Annotated in this window: 22 protein-coding genes; 12 read left to right on the forward strand and 10 right to left on the reverse strand. The window is 73.0% G+C overall.

Annotation, left to right across the window (positions count from 1 at the left end):
* Nucleotides 1-94: 94 nt before the first annotated feature.
* On the forward strand, nt 95-2443 hold the full coding sequence (locus ACFYON_RS27725; RefSeq protein ID WP_354874706.1) for a heavy metal translocating P-type ATPase: 2349 nt from the start codon (nt 95-97) through the stop codon (nt 2441-2443).
* A gap of 1 nt (nt 2444) precedes the next feature.
* Here the strand turns inward: ACFYON_RS27725 and ACFYON_RS27730 are convergent, their stop codons facing one another.
* The 4 genes from ACFYON_RS27730 to ACFYON_RS27745 form a co-directional block, all read right to left on the reverse strand.
* Nucleotides 2445-3311 carry a universal stress protein gene (locus ACFYON_RS27730; protein WP_354874704.1) on the reverse strand — a complete coding sequence of 289 codons (867 nt, stop codon included), beginning with the start codon at nt 3309-3311 and terminating at the stop codon, nt 2445-2447.
* On the reverse strand, nt 3308-5686 hold the full coding sequence (locus ACFYON_RS27735; protein WP_355015236.1) for a phosphoketolase family protein: 2379 nt from the start codon (nt 5684-5686) through the stop codon (nt 3308-3310). Before ACFYON_RS27735 ends, ACFYON_RS27730 begins: the two co-directional genes overlap by 4 nt.
* 79 nt (nt 5687-5765) lie before the next feature.
* Nucleotides 5766-6572, reverse strand: coding sequence for a universal stress protein (locus ACFYON_RS27740; RefSeq protein ID WP_354874702.1), 807 nt, complete (start codon nt 6570-6572; stop codon nt 5766-5768).
* Nucleotides 6573-6653: 81 nt separating this feature from the next.
* Nucleotides 6654-7454: a PP2C family serine/threonine-protein phosphatase gene (locus ACFYON_RS27745; protein ID WP_355096328.1), complete on the reverse strand. Its 801-nt coding sequence runs from the start codon at nt 7452-7454 to the stop codon at nt 6654-6656.
* Between the two features lie 98 nt (nt 7455-7552).
* On the opposite strand from ACFYON_RS27745, the gene ACFYON_RS27750 reads away from it, so the two are divergent.
* From ACFYON_RS27750 to ACFYON_RS27780, 7 genes are all read left to right on the forward strand, one after another.
* Complete coding sequence (locus ACFYON_RS27750) at nt 7553-7789, forward strand: HTH domain-containing protein (protein WP_354874698.1); 237 nt, start codon at nt 7553-7555, stop codon at nt 7787-7789.
* The gene (locus ACFYON_RS27755) at nt 7789-8364 is read left to right on the forward strand and encodes a Clp protease N-terminal domain-containing protein (protein ID WP_355096326.1); all 576 of its coding nucleotides are present in this window, start codon (nt 7789-7791) and stop codon (nt 8362-8364) included. Before ACFYON_RS27750 ends, ACFYON_RS27755 begins: the two co-directional genes overlap by 1 nt.
* A 95-nt stretch (nt 8365-8459) precedes the next feature.
* Complete coding sequence (locus tag ACFYON_RS27760) at nt 8460-8603, forward strand: hypothetical protein (protein WP_354874694.1); 144 nt, start codon at nt 8460-8462, stop codon at nt 8601-8603.
* Between the two features lie 100 nt (nt 8604-8703).
* The gene (locus ACFYON_RS27765) at nt 8704-9711 is read left to right on the forward strand and encodes a diacylglycerol kinase family protein (protein ID WP_354874692.1); all 1008 of its coding nucleotides are present in this window, start codon (nt 8704-8706) and stop codon (nt 9709-9711) included.
* The gene (locus ACFYON_RS27770; RefSeq protein ID WP_354874690.1) at nt 9704-10705 is read left to right on the forward strand and encodes a YihY/virulence factor BrkB family protein; all 1002 of its coding nucleotides are present in this window, start codon (nt 9704-9706) and stop codon (nt 10703-10705) included. The genes ACFYON_RS27765 and ACFYON_RS27770 overlap by 8 nt, the downstream gene beginning before the upstream one ends.
* 99 nt (nt 10706-10804) lie before the next feature.
* Entirely contained in the window at nt 10805-12295 is a 1491-nt protein-coding gene (locus ACFYON_RS27775) for a phosphatase PAP2 family protein (protein ID WP_354874688.1), read from the forward strand.
* A gap of 4 nt (nt 12296-12299) precedes the next feature.
* Nucleotides 12300-13097 (forward strand): endonuclease/exonuclease/phosphatase family protein, encoded by a 798-nt coding sequence (locus tag ACFYON_RS27780; protein WP_354874686.1) that lies wholly within the window; start codon nt 12300-12302, stop codon nt 13095-13097.
* Nucleotides 13098-13481: 384 nt separating this feature from the next.
* Here the strand turns inward: ACFYON_RS27780 and ACFYON_RS27785 are convergent, their stop codons facing one another.
* Together ACFYON_RS27785 and ACFYON_RS27790 are read right to left on the reverse strand one after the other, a co-directional pair.
* Nucleotides 13482-14180 carry an alpha/beta fold hydrolase gene (locus tag ACFYON_RS27785; RefSeq protein WP_354874684.1) on the reverse strand — a complete coding sequence of 233 codons (699 nt, stop codon included), beginning with the start codon at nt 14178-14180 and terminating at the stop codon, nt 13482-13484.
* On the reverse strand, nt 14177-15139 hold the full coding sequence (locus ACFYON_RS27790) for a TIGR03557 family F420-dependent LLM class oxidoreductase (protein WP_354874682.1): 963 nt from the start codon (nt 15137-15139) through the stop codon (nt 14177-14179). Before ACFYON_RS27790 ends, ACFYON_RS27785 begins: the two co-directional genes overlap by 4 nt.
* A gap of 305 nt (nt 15140-15444) precedes the next feature.
* On the opposite strand from ACFYON_RS27790, the gene ACFYON_RS27795 reads away from it, so the two are divergent.
* On the forward strand, nt 15445-16821 hold the full coding sequence (locus ACFYON_RS27795) for a cellulase family glycosylhydrolase (RefSeq protein ID WP_387321260.1): 1377 nt from the start codon (nt 15445-15447) through the stop codon (nt 16819-16821).
* A gap of 167 nt (nt 16822-16988) precedes the next feature.
* The gene (locus ACFYON_RS27800) at nt 16989-17561 is read left to right on the forward strand and encodes a hypothetical protein (protein ID WP_355094535.1); all 573 of its coding nucleotides are present in this window, start codon (nt 16989-16991) and stop codon (nt 17559-17561) included.
* Nucleotides 17562-17632: 71 nt separating this feature from the next.
* On the opposite strand, the gene ACFYON_RS27805 is transcribed toward ACFYON_RS27800, so the two are convergent.
* Genes ACFYON_RS27805 through ACFYON_RS27820 form a run of 4 tightly spaced genes read right to left on the reverse strand, consistent with a single transcriptional unit; the run spans nt 17633 to nt 22962 of the window.
* Nucleotides 17633-19789 (reverse strand): alpha-galactosidase, encoded by a 2157-nt coding sequence (locus tag ACFYON_RS27805; protein WP_387190753.1) that lies wholly within the window; start codon nt 19787-19789, stop codon nt 17633-17635.
* Nucleotides 19786-20670, reverse strand: coding sequence for a carbohydrate ABC transporter permease (locus ACFYON_RS27810; RefSeq protein WP_354874674.1), 885 nt, complete (start codon nt 20668-20670; stop codon nt 19786-19788). The genes ACFYON_RS27805 and ACFYON_RS27810 overlap by 4 nt, the downstream gene beginning before the upstream one ends.
* Nucleotides 20667-21623: a sugar ABC transporter permease gene (locus ACFYON_RS27815; RefSeq protein WP_354874672.1), complete on the reverse strand. Its 957-nt coding sequence runs from the start codon at nt 21621-21623 to the stop codon at nt 20667-20669. Before ACFYON_RS27815 ends, ACFYON_RS27810 begins: the two co-directional genes overlap by 4 nt.
* 22 nt (nt 21624-21645) lie before the next feature.
* On the reverse strand, nt 21646-22962 hold the full coding sequence (locus ACFYON_RS27820) for an ABC transporter substrate-binding protein (RefSeq protein WP_387190750.1): 1317 nt from the start codon (nt 22960-22962) through the stop codon (nt 21646-21648).
* Nucleotides 22963-23241: 279 nt separating this feature from the next.
* Between ACFYON_RS27820 and ACFYON_RS27825 the strand changes: the two genes are divergently transcribed.
* Together ACFYON_RS27825 and ACFYON_RS27830 are read left to right on the forward strand one after the other, a co-directional pair.
* A complete protein-coding gene (locus ACFYON_RS27825) occupies nt 23242-25251 on the forward strand; it encodes a beta-galactosidase (RefSeq protein ID WP_387190748.1) in 2010 nt (669 codons plus the stop codon).
* Nucleotides 25252-25285: 34 nt separating this feature from the next.
* On the forward strand, nt 25286-26062 hold the full coding sequence (locus ACFYON_RS27830) for a DeoR/GlpR family DNA-binding transcription regulator (protein WP_354874666.1): 777 nt from the start codon (nt 25286-25288) through the stop codon (nt 26060-26062).
* The last annotated feature ends 3 nt before the right edge of the window (nt 26063-26065 follow it).

Raw genomic sequence — 26065 nt, forward strand, 5'->3', positions numbered from 1 at the left:
ATCGTGCCCCACGCGCGGGTGGGGACGCCGTTCCATCCCCCGGATTACCCGCATCGCCCCGCCCGTCCCACGTCCGGGCTGAGACGATCCCCACGTGGGAACCGAACCGGGCGAGTGCGTACCCGAGCAGCCGTCCCGCGCCCCGCGGCGGGCCTGGATCGAGTGGGCGCCGCTGGTGCTGCTCACAGTGGCCGTGCTGGCCGGGGCGGCGCTGTGGTTCGCCGGTGCGCACGACGCCGCCCGGCTGATCTGGGCGGCGGTCACCGTGGTGGCCCTGGTGCCGGCGGCCTGGACGACGCTGCGCCAGCTCTGGCTGCGGCAGTTCGGCGTGGACGTCATCGCGGTGCTGGCGCTGCTCGGCGCGTTGCTGGTGCGGGAGTACCTGGCCGGCGCCGTGATCGCGGTGATGGTGGCCACCGGGCGGGCGCTGGAGGAGTACGCCCAGCGCCGGGCCACCCGCGACCTGCGGGCGCTGCTGGAACGCGCGCCGAGGCAGGCCCGCCGGCGTACCCCGGACGGCGGCATCGAGGTGGTGCCGCTGGACCGCGTCGCGGTGGGGGACCGGCTCGTGGTGGGACCGGGCGACGTGGTTCCCGTCGACGGCGTGGTCGAGGAGCCGGCCACGCTCGACGAGTCGGTGGTGACCGGCGAGTCGCAACTGGTCACCCGCGCGGCGGGGGAGGAGGTGGCCAGCGGCGTGGTGAACGCGGGCGCGGGCTTCGGGCTGCGGGCCCGCCGCAACGCGGCGGAGAGCACCTACGCGGGCATCGTCCGCCTGGCCGGCGAGGCCACCGCCCGCAAGGCCCCGATGGTACGGCTGGCCGACCGCTACGCCGCCGCGTTCGTGCCGTTCACGCTGGTGCTGGCCGGGCTGGCGTGGCTGCTGTCCGGCGACTTCACCCGGGCGGTGGCGGTGCTCGTGGTGGCCACCCCGTGCCCGTTGCTGCTGGCCACCCCGATCGCTGTGGTCTCCGGCCTGTCCCGGGTGGCCCGGCGCGGCGTGCTGGTCCGCGACGGCGGGTCGCTGGAACAGCTCGGCCGCGCCCGTACCCTGCTGCTGGACAAGACCGGCACGCTCACCGCGGGCCGGCCCCGGGCGTCCGAGGTGGTGGTGGCGCCGGGCGGCGACCGGGACGAGGTGCTGCGGCTGGCCGCCTCGGTCGAGCAGCTCTCCCCGCACGTGCTGGCCGCCGCGCTGGTCCGGCAGGCCCGCGAGCGCGGGCTGGCGTTGGCCGAGCCGACGCAGGTCACCGAGGAGCCGGGGCACGGGGTGAGCGGGCGCGTCGACGGGCGGATGGTGCACGTCGGGCAGCTCGGCGGCGAACCGCCGGAGTGGGCGGGCCGCGTCGGTGAGCGTGCCGAACGGGCCGGGCGCTCCGCGGTCTGGGTCAGCGACGACAGCGGGCCGCTGGGCGCGATCCTGCTGGAGGACCCGGTCCGCCCGGACGCCCGGCGGACCGTGCGTCGGCTGCGCGAGGCGGGCCTCGACCGGCTGGTCATGGTGACCGGCGACCGTCCCGGCACGGCCCGGCAGGTGGCGCAGATCGTGGGCGTGGACGACGTGATCGCGCGGTGCTCGCCCCAGGAGAAGGCCGAGCGGGTACGCCAGGAGTCGGCGCGCGCGGTGACGGTGATGGTCGGTGACGGCGTGAACGACGCGCCCGCGCTGGCCGAGGCACACGTCGGGGTGGCGATGGGCGCGACCGGGGCGACCGCCTCGGCGGACGTGGCCGACGCGGTGCTCACCGTGGACCGGCTGGACCGGCTCGCCGACGCGGTCGAGATCGCCCGGTACGCCCGCCGCATCGCGGTGCAGAGCGCCACCGTCGGGATGGGCCTGGCGGTGCTGGCGATGCTGGTGGCCGCCGCGGGCCGGCTGCCCCCGGTGGCCGGCGCGTTCCTCCAGGAGGGCATCGACGTCCTGGTGATCCTCAACGCGCTGCGCGCGCTCGGCGGCGGCCTGCGGCGGCGTGACCTGCCCGCGCACACCCGCGAGCTGCTGGACCGGTACGCGGGCGAGCACGGCGGCGTCCGCGACGTGCTGGCCCGGCTGCGCGACACCGCCGACCTGGTGGCGACCCGCCCGGACGACCCGGCGTGCCTGCCGGCGCTGCGCGAGGTGCACCGGCGGCTGGTCGACGAGGTGCTGCCGCACGAGGCGGCCGAGGACCGGCAGCTCTACCCGGCGTTGGCCGGCCCGCTGGGCAGCGCGGAGGCGACCTCCACGATGAGCCGGGCGCACGTGGAGATCGTGCGGCTGGTGGAGCGGATCGGCGGGCACCTCACGGCGCAGCCGGACGGCCGGCTGCGCCGTGACGAGATACCCGATCTGCTGGCCGCGCTCTACGGCCTGGACGCGGTGCTGCGCCTGCACCTGGCCCAGGAGGAGGAGGACTACTTCTCGCTCAACCCCGACGAGGGCTCCACCGCGTCCGGCCGCTGAGTCAGCGCTCGCGTACCACGGCGACCGGGCAGTGCGAGTGCTGGATGAGCTGCTGGCTGACCGAGCCGAGCAGCATGCCGCGCAGGCCGCCCCGGCCCCGGCTGCCGACCACCACCAGTTGTGCCGACCGGCTGGCCTCCACCAGCAGCGCCGACGCGCTGCCGGGCACCGCCTCGATCCCGACCGGCACGTCGGGGAAGCTCGCCCGCCACGGCGCCAGCTCCGCCTCGGCGGCGGCCCGTTCGCTGGCGGCGACCCGCTCCGGGTCGAAGTCCGGCGGCACCCACCGCTCACCCGGCGGCTCCCAGGCGCGCAGCACCCGCAGCGGCACGTCCCGCTGCGCGGCCCGCTCGACGGCGAAGCCGAGTGCCCGTAGCGCGGACTCCGAGCCGTCCGAGCCGACCACCACCGGTCCGGACGTGGCGGCCTGGCCGTCGCGGACCACCACCACCGGGCAGTGGGCGTGCGCGGTGACCGAGACCGCCGTGGAGCCGGCGAGCAGCCCGCCGAAGCCGCCGTGGCCCCGGCTGCCGAGCACCAGCATTCCCGCCCCGGCGGACCGCTCCTGGAGCACGAGCGCGGGCGGTCCGTCGAACACCTCACCGTGCACGGTCAGGCCCGGCCGTTCGGCGGCGGCGTCCGCCGCCGCCTTGCGCACCAGTTCCTCGACCTGCTGCCGGGCGGTCTCGTCCGGCCACACCCCCGGCGCCACTGCGGGTCCGACCCAGCCGGTCACCGTCAACCACTCGAAGACGTACGCCAGGCGTACCGGCCGCCCCGAGCGGCCCGCCTCGTCCAGCGCCCAGTTCAGGGCTACCGCCGCGTCGGCGGAGCCGTCGTAGCCGACCAGGATCTCGTCGTCACTCATTCGTCACTCCTCACGGCCGGGTCGTTCTCGCGGATCCAGCGCCACTCGGCGACCCGCGGGTCGTCCTCACCGTAGCGGCGGGTGTGGTCACGGCAGGACCGGCGGGTGTCCACCATGTCCTGGCGCAGGTGGGCGGCGCGCGACCGCAGCCCGGGCACCCGGTCGATCACGTCGATGACCAGGTGGAAGCGGTCCAGGTCGTTGAGCATCACCATGTCGAACGGCGTCGTGGTGGTGCCCTCCTCCTTGTAGCCGCGTACGTGCAGGTTCTCGTGGTTGGTGCGGCGGTAGGTGAGCCGGTGGATCAGCCAGGGGTAGCCGTGGTAGGCGAAGATGACCGGCTTGTCGGTGGTGAAGATGGTGTCGAACTCGTTGTCCGGCAGGCCGTGCGGGTGCTCCGACGGCGGTTGCAGGCGCATCAGGTCGACGACGTTGACCACCCGCACCTTCAGGTCCGGCAGGTGCCGGCGCAGCAGGTCCGCGGCGGCGAGCGTCTCCAGCGTCGGCACGTCGCCGGCGCAGGCGAGCACCACGTCCGGCTCGGCGCCCTCGTCGCTGCTCGCCCAGTCCCAGATGCCCAGGCCGCGGCGGCAGTGCTGGATCGCCTCGCCCATGGTCAGCCAGTTCGGCGCGGGCTGCTTGCCGGCCACCACCACGTTGATGTACTGCCGGCTGCGCAGGCAGTGGTCCATCGTGGACAGCAGCGTGTTGCCGTCCGGCGGTAGGTAGACGCGGACCACCTCGGCCTTCTTGTTCACCACGTGGTCGATGAAGCCCGGGTCCTGGTGGGAGAAGCCGTTGTGGTCCTGGCGCCACACGTGGCTGGACAGCAGGTAGTTCAGCGACGCGACGGGCTCCCGCCAGGGGATGTCCCGGGTCACCTTCAGCCACTTGGCGTGCTGGTTGACCATCGAGTCGACGATGTGGATGAACGCCTCGTAGCTGGTGAAGATGCCGTGCCGGCCGGTCAGCAGGTAGCCCTCCAGCCAGCCCTGGCACAGGTGCTCGGAGAGCACCTCCATCACCCGGCCGTCCGGGGAGAGGTGGTCGTCGCCGGGCACCTCGGTGCCGACGAACGCGCGGTCGGTGACCTCGAACGCCGCGCCGAGCCGGTTCGAGGCGACCTCGTCCGGGCCGAACAGGCGGAACGTCTCGGGATTGCGCACGATCACGTCGCGTACCCAGGGGCCGAGCACACCCGTCGCGCCGGCCATCGGCTCACCGGGCGTCGGTACGTCGACCGCGTAGTCGCGGAAGTCCGGCAGCTCCAGGTTGCGCAGCAGCCTGCCGCCGTTGGCGACCGGGTTGGCGCTCATCCGGCGGTCACCGGTGGGTGGCAGCTCGGTCACCTCGGCGACCGGACCGCCGGTGGCGTCGAACAGCTCCTCCGGCCGGTAGCCGCGCATCCACCGCTCCAACTCGGCCAGGTGCTCCGGGTTGTCCCGGACGCCGGAGATCGGCACCTGGTGGGCGCGGAACGTGCCCTCGACCTGCTTGCCGTCGACCCGGGACGGCCCGGTCCAGCCCTTCGGCGTCCGCAGGACGATCATCGGCCAGCGGGGGCGCTCGACGCGCTCACCGGAGCGGGCCCGGCGCTGGATCGCGGCGATCTCGTCGACCGCCCGGTCGAGCGTGCCGGCCAGCAGCCGGTGCACGGCCGCCGGGTCGTCGCCCTCGACCAGGTACGGCTCGTAGCCGAAGCCGCGCATCATGTCCCGCAGGTCCTCGCCGGGGATCCGGTCCAGCACCGTCGGGTTGGCGATCTTGTAGCCGTTGAGGTGCAGGACCGGCAGCACCGCCCCGTCGCGGGCCGGGTTCAGGAACACGTTCGACAGCCAGCTCCCGGCCAGCGGGCCGGTCTCGGCCTCGCCGTCGCCGATCACGCAGGCCACCAGCAGGTCCGGGTTGTCGAACGCGGCGCCGTACGCGTGGCTCAGCGCGTACCCCAGCTCGCCGCCCTCGTGGATCGAACCCGGCACCTCCGGCGCCACATGGCTCGGGATGCCGCCGGGGAAGGAGAACTGCCGGAACAGGCGCTGCATGCCGGTCGCGTCCCGGGGGATGTGGTGGTACAGCTCGCTGTAGGTGCCCTCCAGCCAGGTGTTGGCCACCAGCGCGGGGCCGCCGTGGCCGGGGCCGGTGACGAAGATGGCGGACAGGTCCCGCTCGACGATGACCCGGTTGAGGTGCGTGTAGAGCAAGTTGAGCCCGGGGCTGGTGCCCCAGTGGCCCAGCAGGCGCGGCTTGACGTGCTCGGGCCTGAGCGGTTCACGCAGCAGCGGGTTGTCGAGCAGGTAGATCTGGCCGACGGTCAGATAGTTCGCCGCGCGCCAGTACGCGTCCAGCCGGCGTACCTCGTCTTCGGTCAGGGTCACATCTTCCTCCTCGGCACGTCCAGCCTCGACCTCGGCAAAGGGTGCCGGTCAGGGCCGTAGGTCCCGCCCCGCGCGGGCGTCACGACCCGTCCCCGGCGTCCGCGGGTAGTCCCCGTACGACGATCAGTGGGGCCGGCGAGTGGTACAGCAAGGACTGGCTGACCGCGCCCAGGGTGGACCCGAGCGGCCCGTCACCCCAGGCGGCCACCACCGCGAGCTGCGCCGCGTGGGACCGGTCGAGCAGGACGGGTCCGGGCTCACCGTGGACGGTCTCGCAGTCGGCGGTGACCCGCGGGTGCCGCCGGGCCTCCCGGGTGACCGCCTCCTCCAGCCGCCCGTCGTCGCGGTCGCCGGAGTCCGGCTCGATCACCCGGACGGCGAGCAGGCGCGCGCCGCGGTGTTGCGCGCAGTCGAAGGCATACCCGAGGGCGGCCCGCGAGCTGGCCGAGCCGTCGAAGCCGACCAGCAGCGGCCCGGGCGGGGCCGGCTCGGTGCGGCCGACCAGCACCGGGCAGGTGGCCCGGGCGGCCACGTCCACGGCGGGCGTGTCGGCCGGTACGCGGGCCGGGTGCGCCGAGCTGCCCCCGTCACCGAGCGCGATCAGGAACGCGGTGTCGGCGACCCGCAGCAGCGCCTCGACCGGGGAGCCCTCGACGATCCGGCCGCTGACCGGCACCCGCGGCGCGCACTCGGCAGCCACCCGTCCGGCGTTCTCCAGCACGTTCTCCGCGTCGGTGCGGGTGCCGCCGGCCCAGTTGAACGCGTGCAGCAGGTGCAGCGGACGGTCGTGGGCGGCGGCCTCGGCGGCGGCCGTGCGGACCACCGTCAGGTCGGCCTCGGCGCGGCCGACGCCGACCACCACCGCGCCGTGGCTGGGTGCGGCCACCCGGCTCACCTCCCGACCCTGCTTTTCACCCACCGTAGTCGCGGGACCGGGTGCGCCGGAGCGGGTCGGCGGAACTGGCGGTCAGCGCGGGGCGGGCAACGCCGGGTGTACGCGCAGCACGACTGCTGTGGCGTTGTCCTCGCCGCCCTCGTCCAGGCTGGCGGCGAGCAGGGCCTCGGTGGTGCGCGCCGGGTCCCGCCGCGCGGCCAGCAGGTCGCGTAGCCGGTGGTAGCCGAGCTGGTCGCTGATGCCGTCGGTGCACAGCAGCCAGGTGTCGCTCCGGCGCAGCGGCACGGCGAGCAGGTCCGGCTCGGGCCGGTCCGGGTGGCCGACGTAGCGCAGCAACTGGTAGCGCGCCCGCGCCGCCTCCGGCGAGTCCGCCGGCCACCAGCCGTGCAGCAGGCCGAGCCAGGCCATGGTGTGGTCGACGGTGACCAGTTCCAGCAGCCCGTCGCGCAGCCGGTACGCCCGCGAGTCGCCGAGCTGGACCAGCCAGCCCTGGCCGCCGTCCGGTTCGGCCACGAACGCGGTGAGCGTGCACCCGGTCAGGCCGGCCTGCGCGGCGCCGGCCTGGCGTACCCGCCGTTGGGTCTCGGCGACGGCGGCGCGCAGCGTGGCGGCGCCGACGGCGGGCCAGCCGGCGCGGACCCGCGCGGTGAACGTCTCGGCCGCTGTCGTGCCGGCCACCCGGCTGCCCTCGCCGTCGCCCATCCCGTCGCAGAGCACCGCTAGCGGCAGCTCGGTGTCGACGTGCAGCACGTCGTAGTTCTCCGGGTAGCGGTGCCCGACCACGCTGCCCCCGGCGATCTCCAGGCTGAGGCGGCCGACGGTGAGCCGGCGCGCGGACTCGACCGGCCGGTCCGGCGGACGGCGGCGGAACACCAGCGGACCGTAACACCGCTGCGGGCCGGGCAGCGGAAGGCCGGGTCGCGTGTCAACCAGGGTTGACAGGCCTCATGCTGTCAACCTACATTGACAGCATGAGTCAAGCGACGGAACTCGCGGCGGCGGCCGGCAGCACCGACCCCAAGGTCGGCCTGCGCGCCGTGCTCGCCCTGCGCCGGCTGCTCGAACGGCTCGAGGTGATCCAGGTCGACAACGCCCGGCGGCAGGGCTGGTCGTGGCAGGAGATCGCCGACGCCCTGGAGGTCAGCCGGCAGGCGGTCCACAAGAAGCACGCCGGACGGCCGGCGGTGCGTCAGAGCTGGGAGGCGTGATGTTCGAACGATTCACCAACCGGGCCCGGACCGTGGTGCACCATGCCCTCGACGAGGCCCGCAGCGAGGGGCGGCGGCCGGTCGGCACCGAGCACCTGCTGCTGGGCGTGCTCGCCGACCGCGACAACCTGGCGGTACGGCTGCTCGCGGCCGGTGGCGTGGAGGCCGACGCGCTGCGCGCCGCGGTGGCCCGCCACACCGAGCAGGGCGTCGACGGGCTCGGCGCGGCGGACGCCGCGGCGCTGCGCGAGATCGGCATCGACCTCGCCGCGATAGTGGCCCGGATCGAGGAGTCCTTCGGCCCCGACGCGCTGCGCGAGGCGACCCCGAGCCCGCGCCGGTGGTGGCGTCGCGGGACGCACCACGGCACGTTCTCGCCCCGGGCAAAGAAGGTGCTGGAGCTGTCGCTGCGCGAGGCGCTGCGGCTGCGCCACCGGCACATCGGCACCGAACACATCCTGCTCGGCCTGCTGCGCGAGGGCGACGGCCTGGCTGCCGTGGTGCTCACCGAGGCCGGGGTGGACATCGACGACCTGCGGCGGCGCGTCGACGCGGCGCTGCGCGAGGCGGCCTGACGCGTCACCGCCAGGACGCGGGCGGCGGTCGGCGACGTCCCCGCCGGCGGTTTCGTCGGCCCGAGCCGCTTCGGTGGGTCCGCGGACCCGCAGCGGTGACCGAGCCGTCCGCCGGAGCGAAGGACCTCGATGCGGCCGGACGGCTCTGGCAGGTCTCGGAGGAACTCACGCAGACCCGCTTTCCGCTCACGTACCGGCCGGCCGTGCCAGGTCAGGCGACCGGCGGCGCGACGGCCTGACGGCGGCCGGGCGCATCCGGTTCTCAAACCTGATTGCGGTCCTCGCAACGTCCCGCTGCGCCGGGTCGCCGTCACGCCCCGTGTCCTGCACACTGACGCCGTGGACGGTGCAGACGACAAGCGCCCGGTGAACGCGGATAACCGCACGCCGCGCTCGGCAGTGGTGGTCAACCCGGTGAAGGTGGCCGACCTGGACGAGTTCCGCCGCACCGTGGACGGCGCGCTCGACGCCGCCGGGTGGCCGGCTCCGACCTGGTACGAGACGACAGTCGAGGACCCGGGCCGAGGGCAGGCGGAACAGGCCGTCAAGGCGGGCGCCGAGGTCGTCTTCGCCTGCGGCGGCGACGGCACGGTGATGGCCTGCGTGACCGCGCTGGCCGGCACCGACGTGGCGCTGGCCGTGCTGCCCCAGGGCACCGGCAACCTGCTGGCCGCCAACCTCGGCCTGTCGAACGACCTGGCCGCCGGGCTCCAGGTCGCCGTCGACCGCGGGATGCGCCGCCTCGACGTCGGCGTGGTCGGTGACAGGTGCTTCGCGGTGATGGCCGGGATGGGCTTCGACGCCCAGATGCTCGACTCCACCTCGGAGACCACGAAGAAGCGGATCGGCTGGCCGGCGTACGTGGTGGGCGCGGCTCGTCACCTGCGCGACCGGCCGATGCGGGTCTCGGTGCGCATCGACGGCAAGCCGCCGCTGCGCCGCCGGGCCCGCTCGGTCCTGGTGGCGAACGTCGGGCGCCTGCAGGGCGGGGTACGCCTGCTCACCGAGGCCGAACCGGACGACGGCTGGCTCGACGTGGCGGTGCTGACGCCGCGCCGGCTGCGCCACTGGCTCGCGATGGGCTGGGCGGTGCTGCGCCGCCGCGACAGCGTGCCCCGGATGGAGGTGTTCCGGGCCCGCTCAATCGAGATCACCAGCACCCGGGCGCAGCCCCGGCAACTCGACGGCGACCTGATCGAGCCGGGCCGGTCGCTCAAGGCCACCATCCGGCCCGAGTCGCTCTGGCTCTGCGTACCGCGCCCCGAGGAGGACCCCGACCTGGCGGTGGACGCCGACGCGGTCGGCGAGCGCGGCGAGCACCTGGTCGAGGAGGCCCGCCGTGAGTAGCACGAAACTGGTCCCCGAGACCCGGCTGATGGCCGAGGACCAGCTCTCCGCCGACGACGCCTGGCACACACTGCGCCGGCACGGCGGCTGGTGCCTGCTGCGGGACGCCTTCGTCCGGTTCCGCTACGGCGACGGCTTCAGCCACTCCCGGGCGCTGGGCTTCCAGCTCTGCCTGGCGGTGGTGCCGTTCCTGATCGCGCTCACCGGCCTGATCACCGACCTGGGCGTGGACGAGGGCGGCAAGGTCGTCGCCGACACGGTGCTGGCCATCACGCCCGGTCAGAGCGAAGCCGTGGTGCAGGACCTGCTGACCGACGGCGAGCGCACCGAGGACGCCGGTGAATTGGCGCTGACGCTCGGTCTGCTCACCGGACTGGTCGCGCTGACCACCACGATGGCGCAGATCGAGCGGGGCGCGAACCGGATCTACGGCGTCGAGCGGGACCGCCCGGCGCTGCCGAAGTACCTGCGCGCCTCCATCCTCGCCGTGCTCGCCGGCGTACCCGCGCTGGCCGGCTTCCTGATCCTGGTCGGCGGCCGGGCGATGGGCGAGTCGGTACGGCGGCACTACGAGTGGGGCGACGTCGCCATGGCCACCTGGGACGTGATCCGGTGGCCCCTGAGTCTCGGCCTGACCGTGCTCGCCGTCGCGGTGCTGTTCCGGCACGCCCCGCGGCGCCGCCAGCCCGGCCTGTCCTGGCTGTTCTTCGGCGCGTCCATCGCGATCGCGCTGTGGTGGCTGGCCAGCCTGCTGCTCGCCGCCTACGTGAAGTACAGCGGCGGATTCGGCCAGACCTACGGCGCGCTGACCGGCATGATGGCCCTGCTGCTCTGGGCCAACCTGACCGGGATCGCGCTGTTCGGCGGGCTGGCCTTCGCCGCCCAGCTCGAAGCGATGCGCATCGGGGTGGAGGAGCCCGCCCAGCCGGACCTGTGGGAGCCGGAGGCGCAACGCGAGGAGCTGCTCGACACCGGTGAGATGACCTCGCTCTGACGCCACGCCGGTCGGGCGTGTACGCCGCGCCGGTCGGGCGTGTACGGGACACGCCGATCGGGTACAGCGCGCCTCGCAGAGGAACGAGGGAGGTGCGGTGTGACCGCGGTCAAGGAAGCCGGGAGCCGGCCGCTCAGCCATTTCGCCGAGCGGAGCCTCGCGGGCCTGCTCGCCGTGGCCGGCGCGGGAGTCGGGTTCGGCGTGCTGCTCATGCTGGTCCGGTTCCGCTGGAGCCCGCTGGGCGACGCCGACCACGCGGTGGCCGAGTGGTTCAACGACCTCGTGGCCCCGCACGGTCCGCTGGTCACCGTGCTCCAGGCGATCACCGACCTGGGCGGGCGGCCGGTGCTGATCTGGCTGGTCACCATCGCGGTGGTGGGCCTGCTGATCCGCCGCCAGTCGCGGCTGGCGGTCTACCTGATCGTCACCGGCGTGGGCGGGCTGATCCTCGACCCGTCGCTCAAGGCGCTGGTCGGACGGCTGCGCCCGGTGGTGGACGTCCCGGTCGCCGCCGCCCCGGGCAACAGCTTTCCCAGTGGCCACGCGCTCGGCTCGTTCGTCGCGTACGGGGCGCTGCTGCTGGTGTTCCTGCCGGCCATGTCGAAGCGCTGGCGCAAGCCCGCGATCGCCATCGTCGGTGTGCTGATCTTCCTGGTCGGGCTGACCCGGATCGCGCTGGGCGTGCACTACGTGTCGGACGTGATCGGCGGCTGGCTGCTCGGCGCGGCCTGGCTCGGCGTCACCGCGTACGCCTTCCGGCTGTGGCGGCGCGAGCGCGGCCGGCCGGTGCCGCCGCTGCGCGAGGGTCTGGAGCCGGAGGCGGGCGAGGAGCTGGCGCTCGCACCCGACGAGGAGAAGGTGCTGGAGCACCCCCGCTCGGCGGTGGCCGAGCTGCTGGTCGGCTGGGTGCTCGTCTTCGGGGCGCTCTACGCGTTCGGCATGTTCGTCAGCTACCACGCCAAGGGCACGTTCTTCCACACCCTCGACACCGAGGTGCCGCGCTGGTTCGCCGAGCGGCACACCGACGCGCTGACCGACCTGAGCTGGTGGTGGAGCAAGTTCGGCGACACCCACGCGATCCTGCTGGTGTCGCTGGTGTTCTGCCCGATCGTGCTGGCCCTGTGGCGGCGCTGGCGCCCGGTGCTGTACGTGGTGCTGGCGATGTTCGGCGAGCTGAGCCTGTTCCTGGCCAGCGCCCGGGTGGTGGACCGGCCCCGGCCGCCGGTGGAGAACCTGGACGGGCAGATGCCCACCTCGTCGTTCCCGTCCGGGCACATCGCGGCGACCATCTGCCTCTGGGTGGCCATGGCGATCATCGTGTTCCCGCGTACCGACAGGTGGTGGCGGTGGCTGTTCGTCGGCATGGCCGTGCTGATGCCGGTCGGCGTGGCCACCTCCCGGATGTACCGGGGCATGCACCACCCGACCGACTTCATGGGCGCGATCCTGCTCGGCGCGCTCTGGCTGTCGCTGCTGTACTGGGTGATCCGGCCCAACGCCGACGTGGCCGAGGGCAACCAGCCGGCGATCGAGTCCGAACAGGTGGACGAGCTGGACGACGAGCTGGCCAAGGCCGCGCGGCCGGGCTGAGCCGATGCTGCGGGTGATGACCTGGAACATCCGGACCGGCGGGCGGGACTCAGGCAGCGCCGACCGCCGGGACCGGATCGTCTCGGTCGTCACCGCGCAGCGTCCGGACGTGCTGGCGGTGCAGGAACTGCGCGGCATGGACGCCACGCTGGACGGCCTGGCCGATCGGCTCGGAATGGCGGCGCACCTGGCCCGGTCCTGCTTCGGGCAGCCGGTGGCGGTGCTGGTCCGCCCGCCGCTGCGGGTGCTGCGCGCCGGCCGGGTCCGCCGCCCGTTCCACCACGCCGCCGCCCGGGTGCGGGTCGCCACCGGCGCCGGGCCGCTCACCGTGGTCAGCACCCACCTGTACCCCTACTCGGGCGGGCGGCGGCGGATCGAGGCGGACTGGCTGGCCACGGCGATGCGCCGCACCGGGGGAGAGCTGGCCCTGCTGGCCGGGGACCTGAACACGCTGGAACCCACTGTCGACCACACCGCCCGGCTGGCCGGGCTGGCCACCGCGTACCGGCGGCGGCACCTGCGCCGCGACGGCCGTACCGTGGACACCCGCGCGGTGGCCCGGCTGATCGACGCAGGCCTGGTCGACCTGTGGCCGTGGTCCGGCGGCGACGAACCCGGCGGCCTGACCGTGCCGACCCGGCACGGCGGCGCCGAGTTCGCCGGGATGCGGCTGGACTACCTGCTCGCCACCCCGGCGCTGGCCGATCGGGTACGCGCGGTGCGGGTGGTCCGTGACGGCGACGCGGACACGGCGTCGGACCACTATCCGGTGCTGGCCGAGCTGGACCTCACGGCCGGCTGAACGACCCCGCCAGGTCGGCCACCACGAAGGCCGCGAAGATCAGGACCGCCGTCTCGCTGACCGGCCAGGAGTGCCTGGCTGCCGCCCACCCCGATGCCGCGCACGGTCACGCCGCCGCGGTCCTACAGGATGAGGTTGAGCAGCACGGTGAGCACCACCGAGGCGACGATCGAGAAGAGGATCATCAGCAGGCAGCCGAGCCCGCCCCCGGCGGGCCGGATCTCGGTGTTCCCGATACGCATGGCGTCAACTCCTCAGTGGGGTGGTGAGCAGGCCGTGGACGGCGTCCGCGACCTGGGCCGGTGCGGTGGTGACCACGTTGTGCGCCGCGCCCGGGACGGCCACCGTGCGGGCGTCCGGCACCAACCGGGCGACCTGTTCCCGCTAGGCGGCCGGCGCGACCGGGTCGCGGGCGCCGGTGAGCACCAGCGTGGGTGCGGTGATCCGGGCCAGGTCCTCCTCGACCGCGTTGCGGACGGAGTGGGACAGCGTGGCGAACACCCGCCAGGGCCGGGCGTCGGTCACGTCGCGCAGCAGGATCGGCGCCTGCCACGTCGCCTCCCGCAGCGTGTCCCGCAGCCACCGGCCGATCAGGGCGTGCCGGGACCGGGCGGCCGGGTCGCAGGTCGGGCCGGCCAGCACCAGCGCGTTCACCAGGCCGGGGTGGCGGGCGGCGAGCGAGGCGGCCACCTCCGCGCCGAAGGAATGGCCGAGCAGACAGACCGGACCCAACCGGTACGCGGCGAGCCAGTCGACCAGGAACGCCACATGCCGGTCCACGTCGTACGCGGCGGCGGGGCGTTCGGTCAGCCCGAAGCCGGGCAGGTCCGGCACGTACACCTGCCGGCGCGGCGCCAGCGCGACCGCCAGCGGGGTGAGGTAGCGGTGCGACACGGCCAGGCCGTGCACCAGCACCACGGGCGGCCCGTCCCCGCCCGGGTCGCCGGAGCGGCGGGTGTGCGCCCGCAGCCCGGCGACCTGCCGGAACTCGCTCGTCAACCCGGCGGCCGGCCGGGGCGCGGCGAGCGCCAGGCGCAGGTCGGCCGGGCCGAAGCGCCCCGGCGGGGACGGCGGGACCGTCACAGCTCGCGCAGCCGGGGCAGCAGCTCCTCCTGGGCCCAGTCGAGGAACATCGGCTGGGTGTCGCCGCCCACCTGGATCAGCGCGACGTGGGTGAAGCCCGCGTCGACGAACTTCTTGAACGCCTCGACGTGCCGGTCGGTGTCCGGGCCGCAGGAGATGCCCTCGGCCACGTCCTCCTCCCGGACGAACTGGGTGGCCGCGTCGAACGACTCCGGGCCGGGCAGGTCGGCGTTGACCTTCCAGCCCAGGCCGAACCAGCGGAACTGGTCGTGCACGATCTTGCGGCACTCGTCCTCGTCCGGCCCGTAGCAGATGGCCACCTGCCCGTAGCGGGGGCGGCCCGCGCCGCCGGCCTCCTCGTACATGTCGATCAGGTGGGACAGCGGGTCGGTGGCGATCATGGCGTCGGCGTACTCGGCGGCGAGCGTCGCCGACTGCCGCCCGGACGCGGCCACCGCCATCGGCACCGGCCGCTCCGGCCGGTCCCAGACGTACGCGTCGGGCACGTCGAAGTGGTTGCCGGAGAACGTCAGCGTCTCGCCGTTGAGCAGCGGCCGGATGATCTGCAGCGCCTCCTCGAACATCTCGTGCCGCTGCTGCACGTGCGGCCACCCGCCCACCACGTGCTCGTTGAGGTTCTCCCCGGCGCCGAGGCCGAGCGTGAACCGCCCGTCCGAGAGCACACCGATGGTGCTGGCCTTCTGCGCCACCACCGCCGGGTGGTACCGCCGGATCGGACAGGTCACGAACGACATCAGCTCCGCCCGGCTGGTGGCGTGGGCGACCGCGCCGAGCACCGACCAGGCGTACGGGGAGTGGCCCTGGGACTCCAGCCAGGGGTAGTAGTGGTCGGACATGACCAGATGGTCGAAGCCGGCGGCCTCGGCGCGTACGGCGTGGTCGACAAGTTGCTTCGGGCCGGCCTGCTCGCACATGAGGGTGTAACCGACGTTGACCATGGCACGTCTCCTTCCCGGGCGGATCGTCCCGGGATACCCCACCCGGCGCGGGTCAACCCTGCTGTCCACTTCCCTGCTCGTCTTCGCCCGGATTCCTTAACCGGTTCAGCGCGTGTGGCCCGTCAAACGCTCTCGCCTCCCGGCTCGTCCCGCTTAACCGGTTGCTTCGCGCCTTCCATCGCCCTACGCTGATGCCTGCGTCCGTTCGGGAACCGGGCGGCGGCTACCGGGCTCAGTCGCCACCACCTCGTCACCGTCACCGCACCCCCGCTCGGGCACGGGGGAGACTTCCCCTGAGGACAGCCATGAAGAAACTGCTCTCCGTCGCGGGCGCCGCCCTGCTGACGGCCCTCGCCGCCGTCTTCGCCCTCGGGCAGCCGGCCCAAGCCGCCACCGGGTTCTCCGTCTCCAACGGTCGGCTCTACGACGCCAACGGCGTCGAGTTCGTGATGCGCGGGGTCAACCACGCGCACACCTGGTACCCGCAGCAGACCAACTCGTTTCGCGACGTCAAGGCGCTCGGCGCGAACACCGTCCGGGTGGTGCTGGCCAGCGGCGACCGCTGGACGAAGAACAGCGCCGCCGACGTGGCGAACGTGATCTCGCTGTGCAAGGCCAACCGGCTGATCTGCGTGCTGGAGGTGCACGACACCACCGGGTACGGCGAGGACGGCGCCGCCACCACGCTGGCCAAGGCCACCGACTACTGGCTGAGCATCGCCGACGTGCTCAAGGGCCAGGAGAAGTACGTCATCGTCAACATCGGCAACGAGCCGTTCGGCAACCAGGGCTACAGCGCCTGGACCACCGACACCTCGAACGCGATCAAGCAGCTGCGCGCCGCCGGCCTGACCCACACGATCATGGTGGACGCGCCGAACTGGGGCCAGGACTGGTCGTTCACCATGCGCGACAACGCCGGCACCGTGTTCGCCGCCGACCCGCAGCGCAACACCGTGTTCTCCATCCACATGTACGGCGTCTTCGACACCGCCGCCGAGATCAGCGACTACCTGGGCCGGTTCCGGGCAGCCGGGCTGCCGATCGTGGTCGGCGAGTTCGGCTTCAACCACTCGGACGGCAACCCGGACGAGGACGCCATCATGGCGTACAGCCAGGCCAACGGCATCGGCTACCTGGGCTGGTCGTGGAGCGGCAACGGCGGCGGCGTGGAGTACCTGGACATGACCACCGCGTTCAACCCGGCCCAGCTCACCAGCTGGGGCCAGCGGATCTTCAACGGCGCCAACGGCATCGCCGCCACGTCCCGCGAGGCGTCGGTCTATGCCAGCAGCACCCCGACCGCCAGCCCGACGACCAGCCCCACCGCCAGCCCGACGGTCAGCCCCACCCCGCCGCCGGCCACCACGCCCCCGCCCTCGGGCGGCTGCACCGCCACCTACACCGTCGGCAACTCGTGGCAGGGCGGCTTCCAGGGCGAGGTCAAGGTGACCGCCGGAGCCGCGGCGATCACCGGCTGGACGGTGCGCTGGACGTACGCCAACGGCCAGTCCGTCACCCAGGCGTGGAACGCCAGCGTCAGCAACAGCGGTTCGGCGTACACCGCCCGCAACGTCGACTACAACGGCCGCCTCGGCGCCGGCGCGAGCACCAGCTTCGGCTTCATCGGCACCTCGCAGGGCACCAACTCCACCCCCGCGGTGACCTGCACCCCCGCCTGACCGCCGATCCGATGATCAAGGAGTTTGTGTCGCCGTCGAGGTCCGATCGGGACACGAACTCCTTGATCACGGTTCCGGCGTGGAGGGCGAGGGCGGGGGCGGCCGGGCTGCCGTACGATCTGCCGCGCGCCGCATCGACCGGTGGGCGACCGTCGGGAGGAGACACCATGAGCGCGGGGACCAGGGGGCGACCGTCGGGGCTGGTGGTCGGCTCGCTCGTGGCCGTCTCGTTCGGCACCGTGTTCGTGCTGGTCAACAGCGGCGGCCTGGACGCGCCCTGGCCGCTGGTGCTGCGCGTCGCCGGCCTGCTGGTGGCCGCGCTGCTCCTGGTCGCCCTGTCCCGGGTGGCCCGCGTCGAGACGCCCGGCCCGCAGCGGGAGGCCGCCGGGTTCATGGACCGCCGCTACTGGCTCGTGGTGGCGCTGGAGGCCGTCGCGCTCTTCGGTGGCCTGTTCGTGATCAACAACGTGCTGGACCGGCCCGCCGTGGGAGTCGCCTGGGTCGCGGTGGTCGTCGGCGTGCACTTCTTCGGCCTGGCCCACGTCTGGCGGATGCCGCTCTACCACTGGCTCGGCGCCGCGATGACAGCGCTCGGCCTGGCCGGCTTCCTCGCCCACGCGCTGGGCGCCGGTGCCGGCACGGTCGGGCTGATCTCCGGCGTGGGCTGCGGCGCGGCCCTGTTCGCCGCCGTGGCCATGGCCCTGCGCGACACCGTCCGCCGCGCGGAGCGCCCGGCCTGACTGCGCGGACGACCTCGCCGCCCGCCCCGCACCTTCGACGACTGGACGGCCGGGCACGCCCACCTGTTCCGCTAGGCCGCGACAACCTCCAGCAGCAGGGCCTGTTCGGGGTGCAGGGCCGGTAGTTGCAGGCCGACCGACCCCAGCACCGAACCGCTCACTGTGATCCCGTCACCGGGCCAGGCCAGCCAGCCCGGCGGGACCATCTCCAGCAGCGCGGGCTCCGGCACCCCGGCCGGCGGGCGGACCCGGTAGCGCCGCTGCGGGTCCAGCCCCGGCAGCCGTACCGCGCCCGGCACCTGTGCCGCCGAGGTGGTCAGCCGGCTGACCGCGTACACCGCATGTGAGCGGTCGTGGGCGACCACGCCGTGGGCCTGCACGGCCGGATCCGGGTGGTCGACCCGGACCACCCGGCCGCCGTGCAGCAGCGGGCGCAGCCGCTTGTGCAGCGCCACCCACGCCGTGAGTTCGGCCCGCTCGGTCGCGTCGATCGCGCTGATGTCCCACTCGATGCCGTGGTGGCCGAACAGCGCGGTGACCGCGCGGAAGCCCAGGTCGTGCACGCGGTGCGTGGTGTGCGAGCGCGCCGGCCCGATGTGCGTGCCGATCAGTTCCGGCGGCAGCAGCAGACCGGTCCAGCGCTGGATGGACAGCCGTTCCAGCGCGTCGTTGCAGTCGCTGGCCCAGACCCGGTCGGTACGCCGCAGGATCTCCAGGTCGACCCGCGCGCCGCCGGAGGAGCAGCTCTCGATCTCGACATCCGGGTGCCGGGCGCGCAGCTCGTCGAGCAGCCGGTAGGCCGCGAGCGTCTGCCCGTGCACACCCGGCCGCCCGGCGTGCCCGGCCTCGGTCAGGTCGCGGTTGTGGTCCCACTTCAGGTACGCGAGCCCGTCGTGCTCGCCCAGCACCGCGTCGAGCCGTTCGAGCAGGTACGCGTACGCGTCCGGGTGGGCCAGGTCGAGCACCTGCTGGTGCCGCCAGGGCGGCGGCAGCCGGTCCGGCGCCTGGAGCACCCAGTCCGGGTGGGCGCGGAACAGGTCGGAGTCCGGGTTGACCATCTCCGGCTCGACCCAGAGGCCGAACTGCATGCCGTGCCCGCGTACGTGGTCGATCAGCGGCTGCAACCCGTCCGGCCACACCTCGCCGTCGACCCACCAGTCGCCGAGCCCGGCCTGGTCGTGCCGCCGGCCGCGGAACCAGCCGTCGTCGAGGACGAAGCGCTCCACACCGACCTCGGCGGCCCGGTCGGCGAGCGCCCGCAGCCGGTCCAGGTCGTGGTCGAAGTAGACCGCCTCCCACACGTTCAGCGTGACCGGCCGTGGCGTGCGCGGGTGCGACGGACGGGCCCGCAGGTGCGTGTGCAGCGCCTCGCTGAGCCCGTCCAGCCCATCGGCGGAGTGCGCCGCGTAGAGCAGGGGAGTGGCGCACTCCTCGCCCGGCCCGAGCACGATCTCACCCGGCGCGAGCAGCTCACCGCCGCCGAGCGTGGCCTCGCCGGTCGGGCGGCGTTCGGCGGCCGTGACGTGGTCGCCGCTCCACGCGGTGTGCACCGCCCACACCTCGCCGTGCCGGAAACCGAACCCGGCCGTGCCCGCGACCAGCAACAGCGTGGCGTCGTGCCCGGTGCGGCCGTGCCGCCCTTCCCGTACCCACGCGCCCATCGGCCACGGATGCCGCTGCGGCGCGCGCTCCCGGCACCACCGGCCGGTCAGGTCGAGCAGTTCGGTGGCGACCGCCGGCACCGGCAGCACCGGCGTCAGCTCCCGCACCTCGTACCGGCCGTCGCCGTCGTTGCGCAGCCGGTGCCGCAGCGTCAGCACCCCCGCCGGGTCCAGCGTGATCTCGACGGTCAGGCTCAACCCCGCGCCCGGGTCCGCCGCCCGCACCGTCACCCGTGCGGCACCGGCCCCGTCGTGGTCCCGCTCCTCATCGGGTACGTCGAGGTCGACCAGGCGGAACGCCGTCGACCAGTCCCGGCCGTCGCGGTGACCGGCCAGCCCGGGCCGCCCGCTCCACCCGGCGCTCGCCTCGGGCAGCAGCGACAGCACAGTTGGCGCGTCGAAGCTGCTCGGCACCACCGGTGGCACCGTGGCGTCGACGAGCGCGGGCAGGTCCCCGTCGGGCAGCGGGCCGAGGTCGGCGCCCCAGTGCACGACCCGGGGCAGTCCCGGGCCGCGTGCGTCGAGCACCAGGCTGGTTCGCGCGCGGCGCAGGTGGACGATCGTCATCCCTTGGAGGCTCCCAGCGTCAGACCCCGGACGAACTGCTTCTGGAGCAGGAAGAAGATCACCAGGGTGGGGATCGCGACCAGCACCGAACCGGCCGAGACCAGGTTGTTGTCGGTGAAGAACTCGCCGCGCAGGTTGTTCAGCGAACTGGTGACCGGGAACTTGTCCCCGGTACGCATGAGCACAGTGGCCCAGAAGAACTCGTTGTAGATCCAGGTGACCTCCAGCGTCGCCAGCGCGGCCAGCGCCGGACGGCACAGCGGCATCGTCACCTGCCAGTACTGCCGCCACACGTTCGCCCCGTCGACCATCGCGGCCTCGTACAGCTCGTGCGGCAGCGCCTTCATGTAGTTGCTGAGCACGAACACGCAGAAGCCGCACTGGAACGCGACGTTCACCAGGATCAGTCCCCAGTAGCTGTCGTAGAGCAGCTCCGAGTCGCTCATCCAGGCCGGCAGCGGGATCTCGGTGAACATCCGGAACAGCGGGATGAGCAGCGCCTGTTGCGGCAGCAGGTTCGCGGCCGTGAACAGGCCGAGCAGCGCGATGTTGATCTTCCAGCTGAACCGGGCGATCACGAACGCCACGCAGGAGGCGAGGAAGAGCGTGAGCAGCACCGCCGGGACGGTGATGTATGCCGAGTTGAGGAAGTGCTTGCCGAACTCGGCGGTACGCCAGGCGGTGACGTAGTTGTCGATCGTCCAGCCGCCCAGCGACACGTAGCCGTTGGCGGCGGTGTACTCGTAGGAGCGGAACGAGGTGAGCAGCGCCCAGAGGATGGGGAACAGCCAGCCCACGGCGACCGTACCCAGGAACAGGTGCAGGGCGATCCGGGCGGGCCGCACGGGGCGGCGGCGGCCGGTGGAGACTGCGGCGGTCATCGCTTGCCCTCCCGCATCACGGTCCAGAGGTAGATGGTGATGAAGACCAGCGAGACGGCGAGCATGATGGTCGCCAGCGCGGAACCGAAGCCGATCCGGCTGGCCTCGCCCACCACGTTCTGGGTGACCAGCGCGGAGATCAGCTCCAGCCCGTTGCGGCCCTTGTTGATGACCCAGACCAGGTCGAACGCGCGCAGCGACTCGATCACCGTCACCACCAGCACGATGATGTTGATCGGGCGCATCACGGGGAAGACGACCCGGAAGAACGTGCTGGTCTCCGACGAGCCGTCGACCGCGGCGGCCTCCCGCAGCGACGGGTCGACGCCCTTGAGGCCGGCCAGGTAGAGCAGCATGATGTAGCCGACGTGCCGCCAGCCGGCCGCCACCAGCACGGCCCAGATGTTGACGTTCGGGTCGCCGTACCAGTCGGTCTCGCCGCCGAACACGCCGTTGAGCAGCCCCTGGTCGCGGCTGTAGATGAGTTGCCAGACGAAGCCGATGAGCGCCAGCGACAGCACCACCGGCAGGTAGAGCGCGGTCTGGTAGAAGCGGCTGCCGCGAATCTCCTTGTCGAGCAGCACGGCGAGGAACATGCCGAACGGGGTGGCCACCACGAACAGCGCGGCGAGCCAGAGCAGGTTGTTCTGCACCGCGGGGACGAACGGCGGGTAGATGGTCACCACGTCGTCGTAGTTCTTCGCCCCGACCCATTCGATCTCGCTGATCGGGCCGATGCCGTCCCAGTTCGTGCCGGAGAGCAGCACCGTCGCCACCGCGGGAAGCCAGACCAGGCCGGCGACGAGCAGCAGAGGTACCAGCACCATGAGCGTGATCACCACGCGGTCGGTGCGGGACAGGAGCCGTAGCCGGCGACCGCGACCACCCTTCGTGGTGGTCGCGGCCGGCGGCGGCACGGCGCGATCCGCTTGGATCAGGGGCAGGTCGGACATGATGTCCTTCCCCCTTCCGCCGTCAGCTTGTGAAGATCGACTTCTTCTGGTTCTCGATGCTGGTGAGCAGCCCGCTGATGTCCTTCGGGTCCTTGATGAACTGCTGCAACGCCGGGATCATCACGGTGGAGGCGAAGTCCGGCCGGGTGTCGCGATCGAGGAACTGGGCGATCTCGGTGGCGGAGCCGACCAGATCGGCGGCCTTCTTCTGCAGCGCGGTGTAGGCGCCGGTGTCCGCGCCGCTGTTGGCCACCAGCGTGCTCGGGTCGTTCTTCACGGTGATGTCCGCCGCCTCCTTGGAGCCGAGGTACGTCAGCAGCTTCTCCGCCGCGTCCTTGGACTTCGGCTTGCGGGCCATCATGTAGCCGTCGATCGGGGCGTCCAGGGCCTTCGCGCCGATCGTGGAGTCGACCTCGGGGAACGTGAAGAAGTCCAGGTCCTCCAGGTCGGCGCCGCTGAACTGCTGGCCGACGAACAGGCCGAGCAGGTACATGCCGCTCTTCTTCTGCTGCAGCGACTGGGCGGCCTCCTGCCAGGTGCGGCCGAGCGAGTCCGGCTGGTGCAGGGGGAGCAGCCCGGCCCAGGTGTCGAAGACCTTCTTCACCTTGTCGGAGGTCCACGCCTCCTTGCCGGCCATCAGGTCGACGTGGAACTGGTAGCCGTTGATCCGCAGGTTGAGGATGTCGAACGTGCCCATCGCCGGCCAGCCGTCCTTGTCGGCGAACGCGATCGGGTTCAGCCCGTCCTTCTTCATCCGCGCGCCGAGCGTGTTCAGGTCGTCGAGCGTCTTCGGCACCTCGTAGCCGCGCTGCTGCCACACCGACTTGCGGTAGAAGACCGCCCACGGGTAGTACGACGCCGGCACGAAGTACTGCTTGCCGTCGTCGCCTGTGGACGCCTTCTTGAACGCGTCGGAGTAGCCGTCGAGCTTGCCCCACACGTCGCTGAGGTCACCGGCCAGGCCCTTTGCGGCGAAGAACCGCATCCGGTAGCCGGCGAACCAGGTGAACACGTCGTCCGGCTTGCCCTGCAGGTAGTTGTTGATGTTCTCCTGGAAGGTGTTGTGGTCGACCGTGTTGATGTTGACGGTCACCCCGGAGGACGTCTTGAAGCCGTCCATCACCTTCGCGACGACGTCCTTGGGCTTGGGGTCCGACTGGTTCGAGCCGAGCGAGACGCTCTTGGCGTCCCCGCCCGACCCGGAGTCGCCGCAGCCGGCGAGCAGTCCGGTGCCGAGCAGCGCCCCCGCGCCGGCGAGCAGCGAGCGCCGGTTCAGGCCGGCGACGGACGGGGGTACGAGCCGGGCGAGGTATTCGGCTTGTGAGCGGGGACGGGACATGGTGCCTCCTGCGTGGAAGAGGTGCGCTGCGCTCATGGACCGTGGCGGTGGGCGGTGGGCGGTGTTCGTGTCGGCCGGGGCAGATCCACCGAGAATCCACACGTCCGAACACAAACAGCCGGTGGCGCTTGAAGCTACCCCTTGGCGCGGCGCTGTCAAGAGGGCAAAAAGACGGCGCTGCTGCCGCTGAGGCAGGGCAAAGCGTCGGTAAACGTTGGAACCTCAGTCGATGTTGGAAAGTGTTGACTTGGGTGCTGTTCGGGGGCAACCTCTGCTGTCATGCGGAACTGGCACGGCGAGGGCATCTGGTACGGCGCCGACTACAACCCGGAGCAGTGGCCCGAGCAGACGTGGGCCGAGGACGTCGCACTCATGCGCCGGGCCGGGGTCAGCCTGGTCTCGGTCGGCATCTTCTCCTGGGCCCTGCTGGAGCCCGCCCCCGGCCGGTACGTCTTCGACTGGCTCGACAAGGCGATCGACCTGCTGCACGACGGCGGCATCAGCGTCGACCTGGCCACCGCCACCGCCAGCCCGCCGCCGTGGCTGGCGCACCGGCACCCGGAGACGCTGCCCCGCCGGGCCGACGGCACGGTGCTCTGGCCCGGCGGCCGGCAGGCGTACTGCCCCAGCTCGCCGGTTTTCCGGGGCCACTCGCTGGCCCTGGTCGAGGCCGTCGCCCGGCGGTACGCGCGGCACCCCGCCGTGGTGCTCTGGCACGTCTCCAACGAACTCGGCTGCCACAACGTGCACTGCTACTGCGACGTCAGCGCCGAGGCGTTCCGCGGCTGGCTGCGCGCGCGCTACGGCGACCTGGACTCGCTCAACGCGGCCTGGGGCACCGCGTTCTGGAGCCAGCGCTACCACGACTGGGCCGAGATCAACCCGCCGCGTACCGCGCCGACGTTCGCCAACCCGACGCAGCAGCTGGACTTCCTGCGGTTCTCCTCCGACGAGCAGCGCGCGCAGTTGCGCGCCGAGCGGGAGCTGCTGAACCGGCTCGTCCCGCAGCCGGTCACCACGAACTTCATGATCGGCACCGGCATCAAGTACCTGGACTACCACTCCTGGGCCTCCGACGTGGACGTGGTCTCCAACGACCACTACCTCAGCGCCGCCGACCCGCAGCCGCAGGTCGACCTGGCGCTGGCCGCCGACCACACCCGGGGCGTCGCCGGCGGCGCGCCGTGGCTGCTGATGGAACACTCCACCAGCGCGGTCAACTGGCAACCCCGCAACGTGGCCAAGACGCCGGGCCAGATGCGCCGCAACAGCCTCGCCCACGTCGCGCGCGGCGCCGACGGGGTGCTGTTCTTCCAGTGGCGGGCCTCCCGGGCCGGCGCGGAGAAGTTCCACTCCGCGCTGGTCCCGCACGCCGGGCCGGACACCAAGGTGTTCCGCGAGGTCTGCCGGCTCGGCGCCGACCTGCGCGCGCTGGCGGAGGTACGCGGCAGTCGCGTGGAAGCCGACGTGGCGATCCTGTTCGACTACGAGGCGTGGTGGGGCGCCGAACTCGACTCCCACCCGAGCGTCGACGTCGCCTACACCGACCGGTTGTCCGCGCTGCACGCCGCGCTGTGGCGGGCCGGGGTCACCGCCGACGTGGCCCACCCGTCCGCCGACCTGTCCCGCTACCGGCTCGTGCTGGCGCCCACGCTCTACCTCGTCCGCGACGCCGACGCCGCCGCGCTGCGCCGGTTCGTGGAGGCCGGCGGCACCGCGCTGGTCACCTACTTCAGCGGCATCGTCGACGAGCACGACCACATCCGGCTCGGCGGCTACCCCGGCGCGTTCCGGGAACTGCTCGGCGTACGCGTCGAGGAGTTCTTCCCGCTGCGGGACGGCGAGACGGTACGCCTCGACGACGGCGCCCGCGCCGACGTGTGGACCGAGTGGCTGCACGCCGAGGGCGCGGAGGTGCTGGCCGCGTACGCCGACGGGCCCCTGCCCGGTGTGCCGGCGCTGACCCGGAACGCGGTCGGCGCGGGCGCCGCCTGGTACGTCGGCACCCGGCTCGACGACGAGGCCACCGATCGGCTGGTGGCGCGGCTGCTCGCCGAGACCGGCGTACGTCCGCCGGTGAGCGTGCCGGCCGGGGTGGAGGTGGTCCGCCGCCGCTCGGCGGACCGGAGCTGGCTGTTCGTGGTCAACCACACCACCGGGCCGGCCCGGCTGGCGGTCACCGGCGTCGAACTGCTCGGCGGCGTGCGCTGCGACGGTGAGCTGGAGGTGCCCGCGGGCGAGGTGGCGGTGGTCCGCGAGGAGCCCGCGCCGGTGCCCGCGACCGCCTGACCGGTACCCTGCCGTGCGCGCCGAGGAGGTCCCCATGCTCGCCCAGCAACGGCAGAGCGCCATCCTGGAGTTGATCCGCCAGCGTGGCGGCGTCCGGGTCAGTCACCTGGTCAGCCGCTTCGGGGTGTCCGACATGACGATCCGCCGCGACCTGGAGGTGCTGGCCGATCGCGGCCTGATCGACAAGGTGCACGGCGGTGCGACGCTGGCCGGGCCCGGCTCCACCGAGGAGCCCGGCTTCGCCGCCAAGTCGGTCCGGCAGCAGGCCGAGAAGCGCGCCATCGTGGAGCGCGCCGCCGGCCTGGTCGAGCCGGGTATGGCGGTGGCTCTGTCCGCCGGCACCACCACCGCCGCGCTGGCGGCGCGGCTGGCCGAGGTACGTGGGCTCACGGTGGTCACCAACTCGATTCCGGTGGCCGACGCGCTCTACCAGGACCCGCGCGCCGACCAGACCGTGGTGCTGACCGGCGGCATCCGTACCCCGTCGGACGCGCTGACCGGCCCGGTCGCCGAGGCGGCCATCGCCGCGCTCAACGTCGACCTGCTCTTCCTCGGCGTGCACGGGATGAGCCCGCGTACCGGGTTCACCACGCCGAACCTGCTGGAGGCGGCGGTGAACCGGCGGCTGATCGGGTCCGCGCGGCGGCTGGTGGTGCTCGCCGACCACACCAAGTGGGAGACCATCGGCATCGCCACCATCGCCCCGCTGGAGGAGGCCGACGTGCTGATCACCGACGGCGGCCTGCCGCCGGACGCCCGCCGGCAACTCGGTGAGCAGGTCGGCGAGCTGATGGTCGTCCGCGCGGACTGAGAC

Origin of the sequence: Micromonospora sp. NPDC005686, assembly GCF_042871665.1 — a bacterium.
Classification (GTDB): Bacteria; Actinomycetota; Actinomycetes; order Mycobacteriales; family Micromonosporaceae; genus Micromonospora.

Excerpts from the sequence above, each read along its gene's own strand:
- ACFYON_RS27730 (WP_354874704.1), bottom strand. The coding sequence starts at position 3,311 with ATGAGTGACGACGAGATCCTGGTCGGCTACGACGGCTCCGCCGACGCG.
- ACFYON_RS27750 (WP_354874698.1), top strand. The coding sequence starts at position 7,553 with ATGAGTCAAGCGACGGAACTCGCGGCGGCGGCCGGCAGCACCGACCCC.
- ACFYON_RS27755 (WP_355096326.1), top strand. The coding sequence starts at position 7,789 with ATGTTCGAACGATTCACCAACCGGGCCCGGACCGTGGTGCACCATGCC.
- ACFYON_RS27780 (WP_354874686.1), top strand. The coding sequence starts at position 12,300 with ATGCTGCGGGTGATGACCTGGAACATCCGGACCGGCGGGCGGGACTCA.
- ACFYON_RS27790 (WP_354874682.1), bottom strand. The coding sequence starts at position 15,139 with ATGGTCAACGTCGGTTACACCCTCATGTGCGAGCAGGCCGGCCCGAAG.
- ACFYON_RS27795 (WP_387321260.1), top strand. The coding sequence starts at position 15,445 with ATGAAGAAACTGCTCTCCGTCGCGGGCGCCGCCCTGCTGACGGCCCTC.
- ACFYON_RS27800 (WP_355094535.1), top strand. The coding sequence starts at position 16,989 with ATGAGCGCGGGGACCAGGGGGCGACCGTCGGGGCTGGTGGTCGGCTCG.
- ACFYON_RS27805 (WP_387190753.1), bottom strand. The coding sequence starts at position 19,789 with ATGACGATCGTCCACCTGCGCCGCGCGCGAACCAGCCTGGTGCTCGAC.
- ACFYON_RS27810 (WP_354874674.1), bottom strand. The coding sequence starts at position 20,670 with ATGACCGCCGCAGTCTCCACCGGCCGCCGCCGCCCCGTGCGGCCCGCC.
- ACFYON_RS27815 (WP_354874672.1), bottom strand. The coding sequence starts at position 21,623 with ATGTCCGACCTGCCCCTGATCCAAGCGGATCGCGCCGTGCCGCCGCCG.
- ACFYON_RS27820 (WP_387190750.1), bottom strand. The coding sequence starts at position 22,962 with ATGTCCCGTCCCCGCTCACAAGCCGAATACCTCGCCCGGCTCGTACCC.
- ACFYON_RS27825 (WP_387190748.1), top strand. The coding sequence starts at position 23,242 with ATGCGGAACTGGCACGGCGAGGGCATCTGGTACGGCGCCGACTACAAC.
- ACFYON_RS27830 (WP_354874666.1), top strand. The coding sequence starts at position 25,286 with ATGCTCGCCCAGCAACGGCAGAGCGCCATCCTGGAGTTGATCCGCCAG.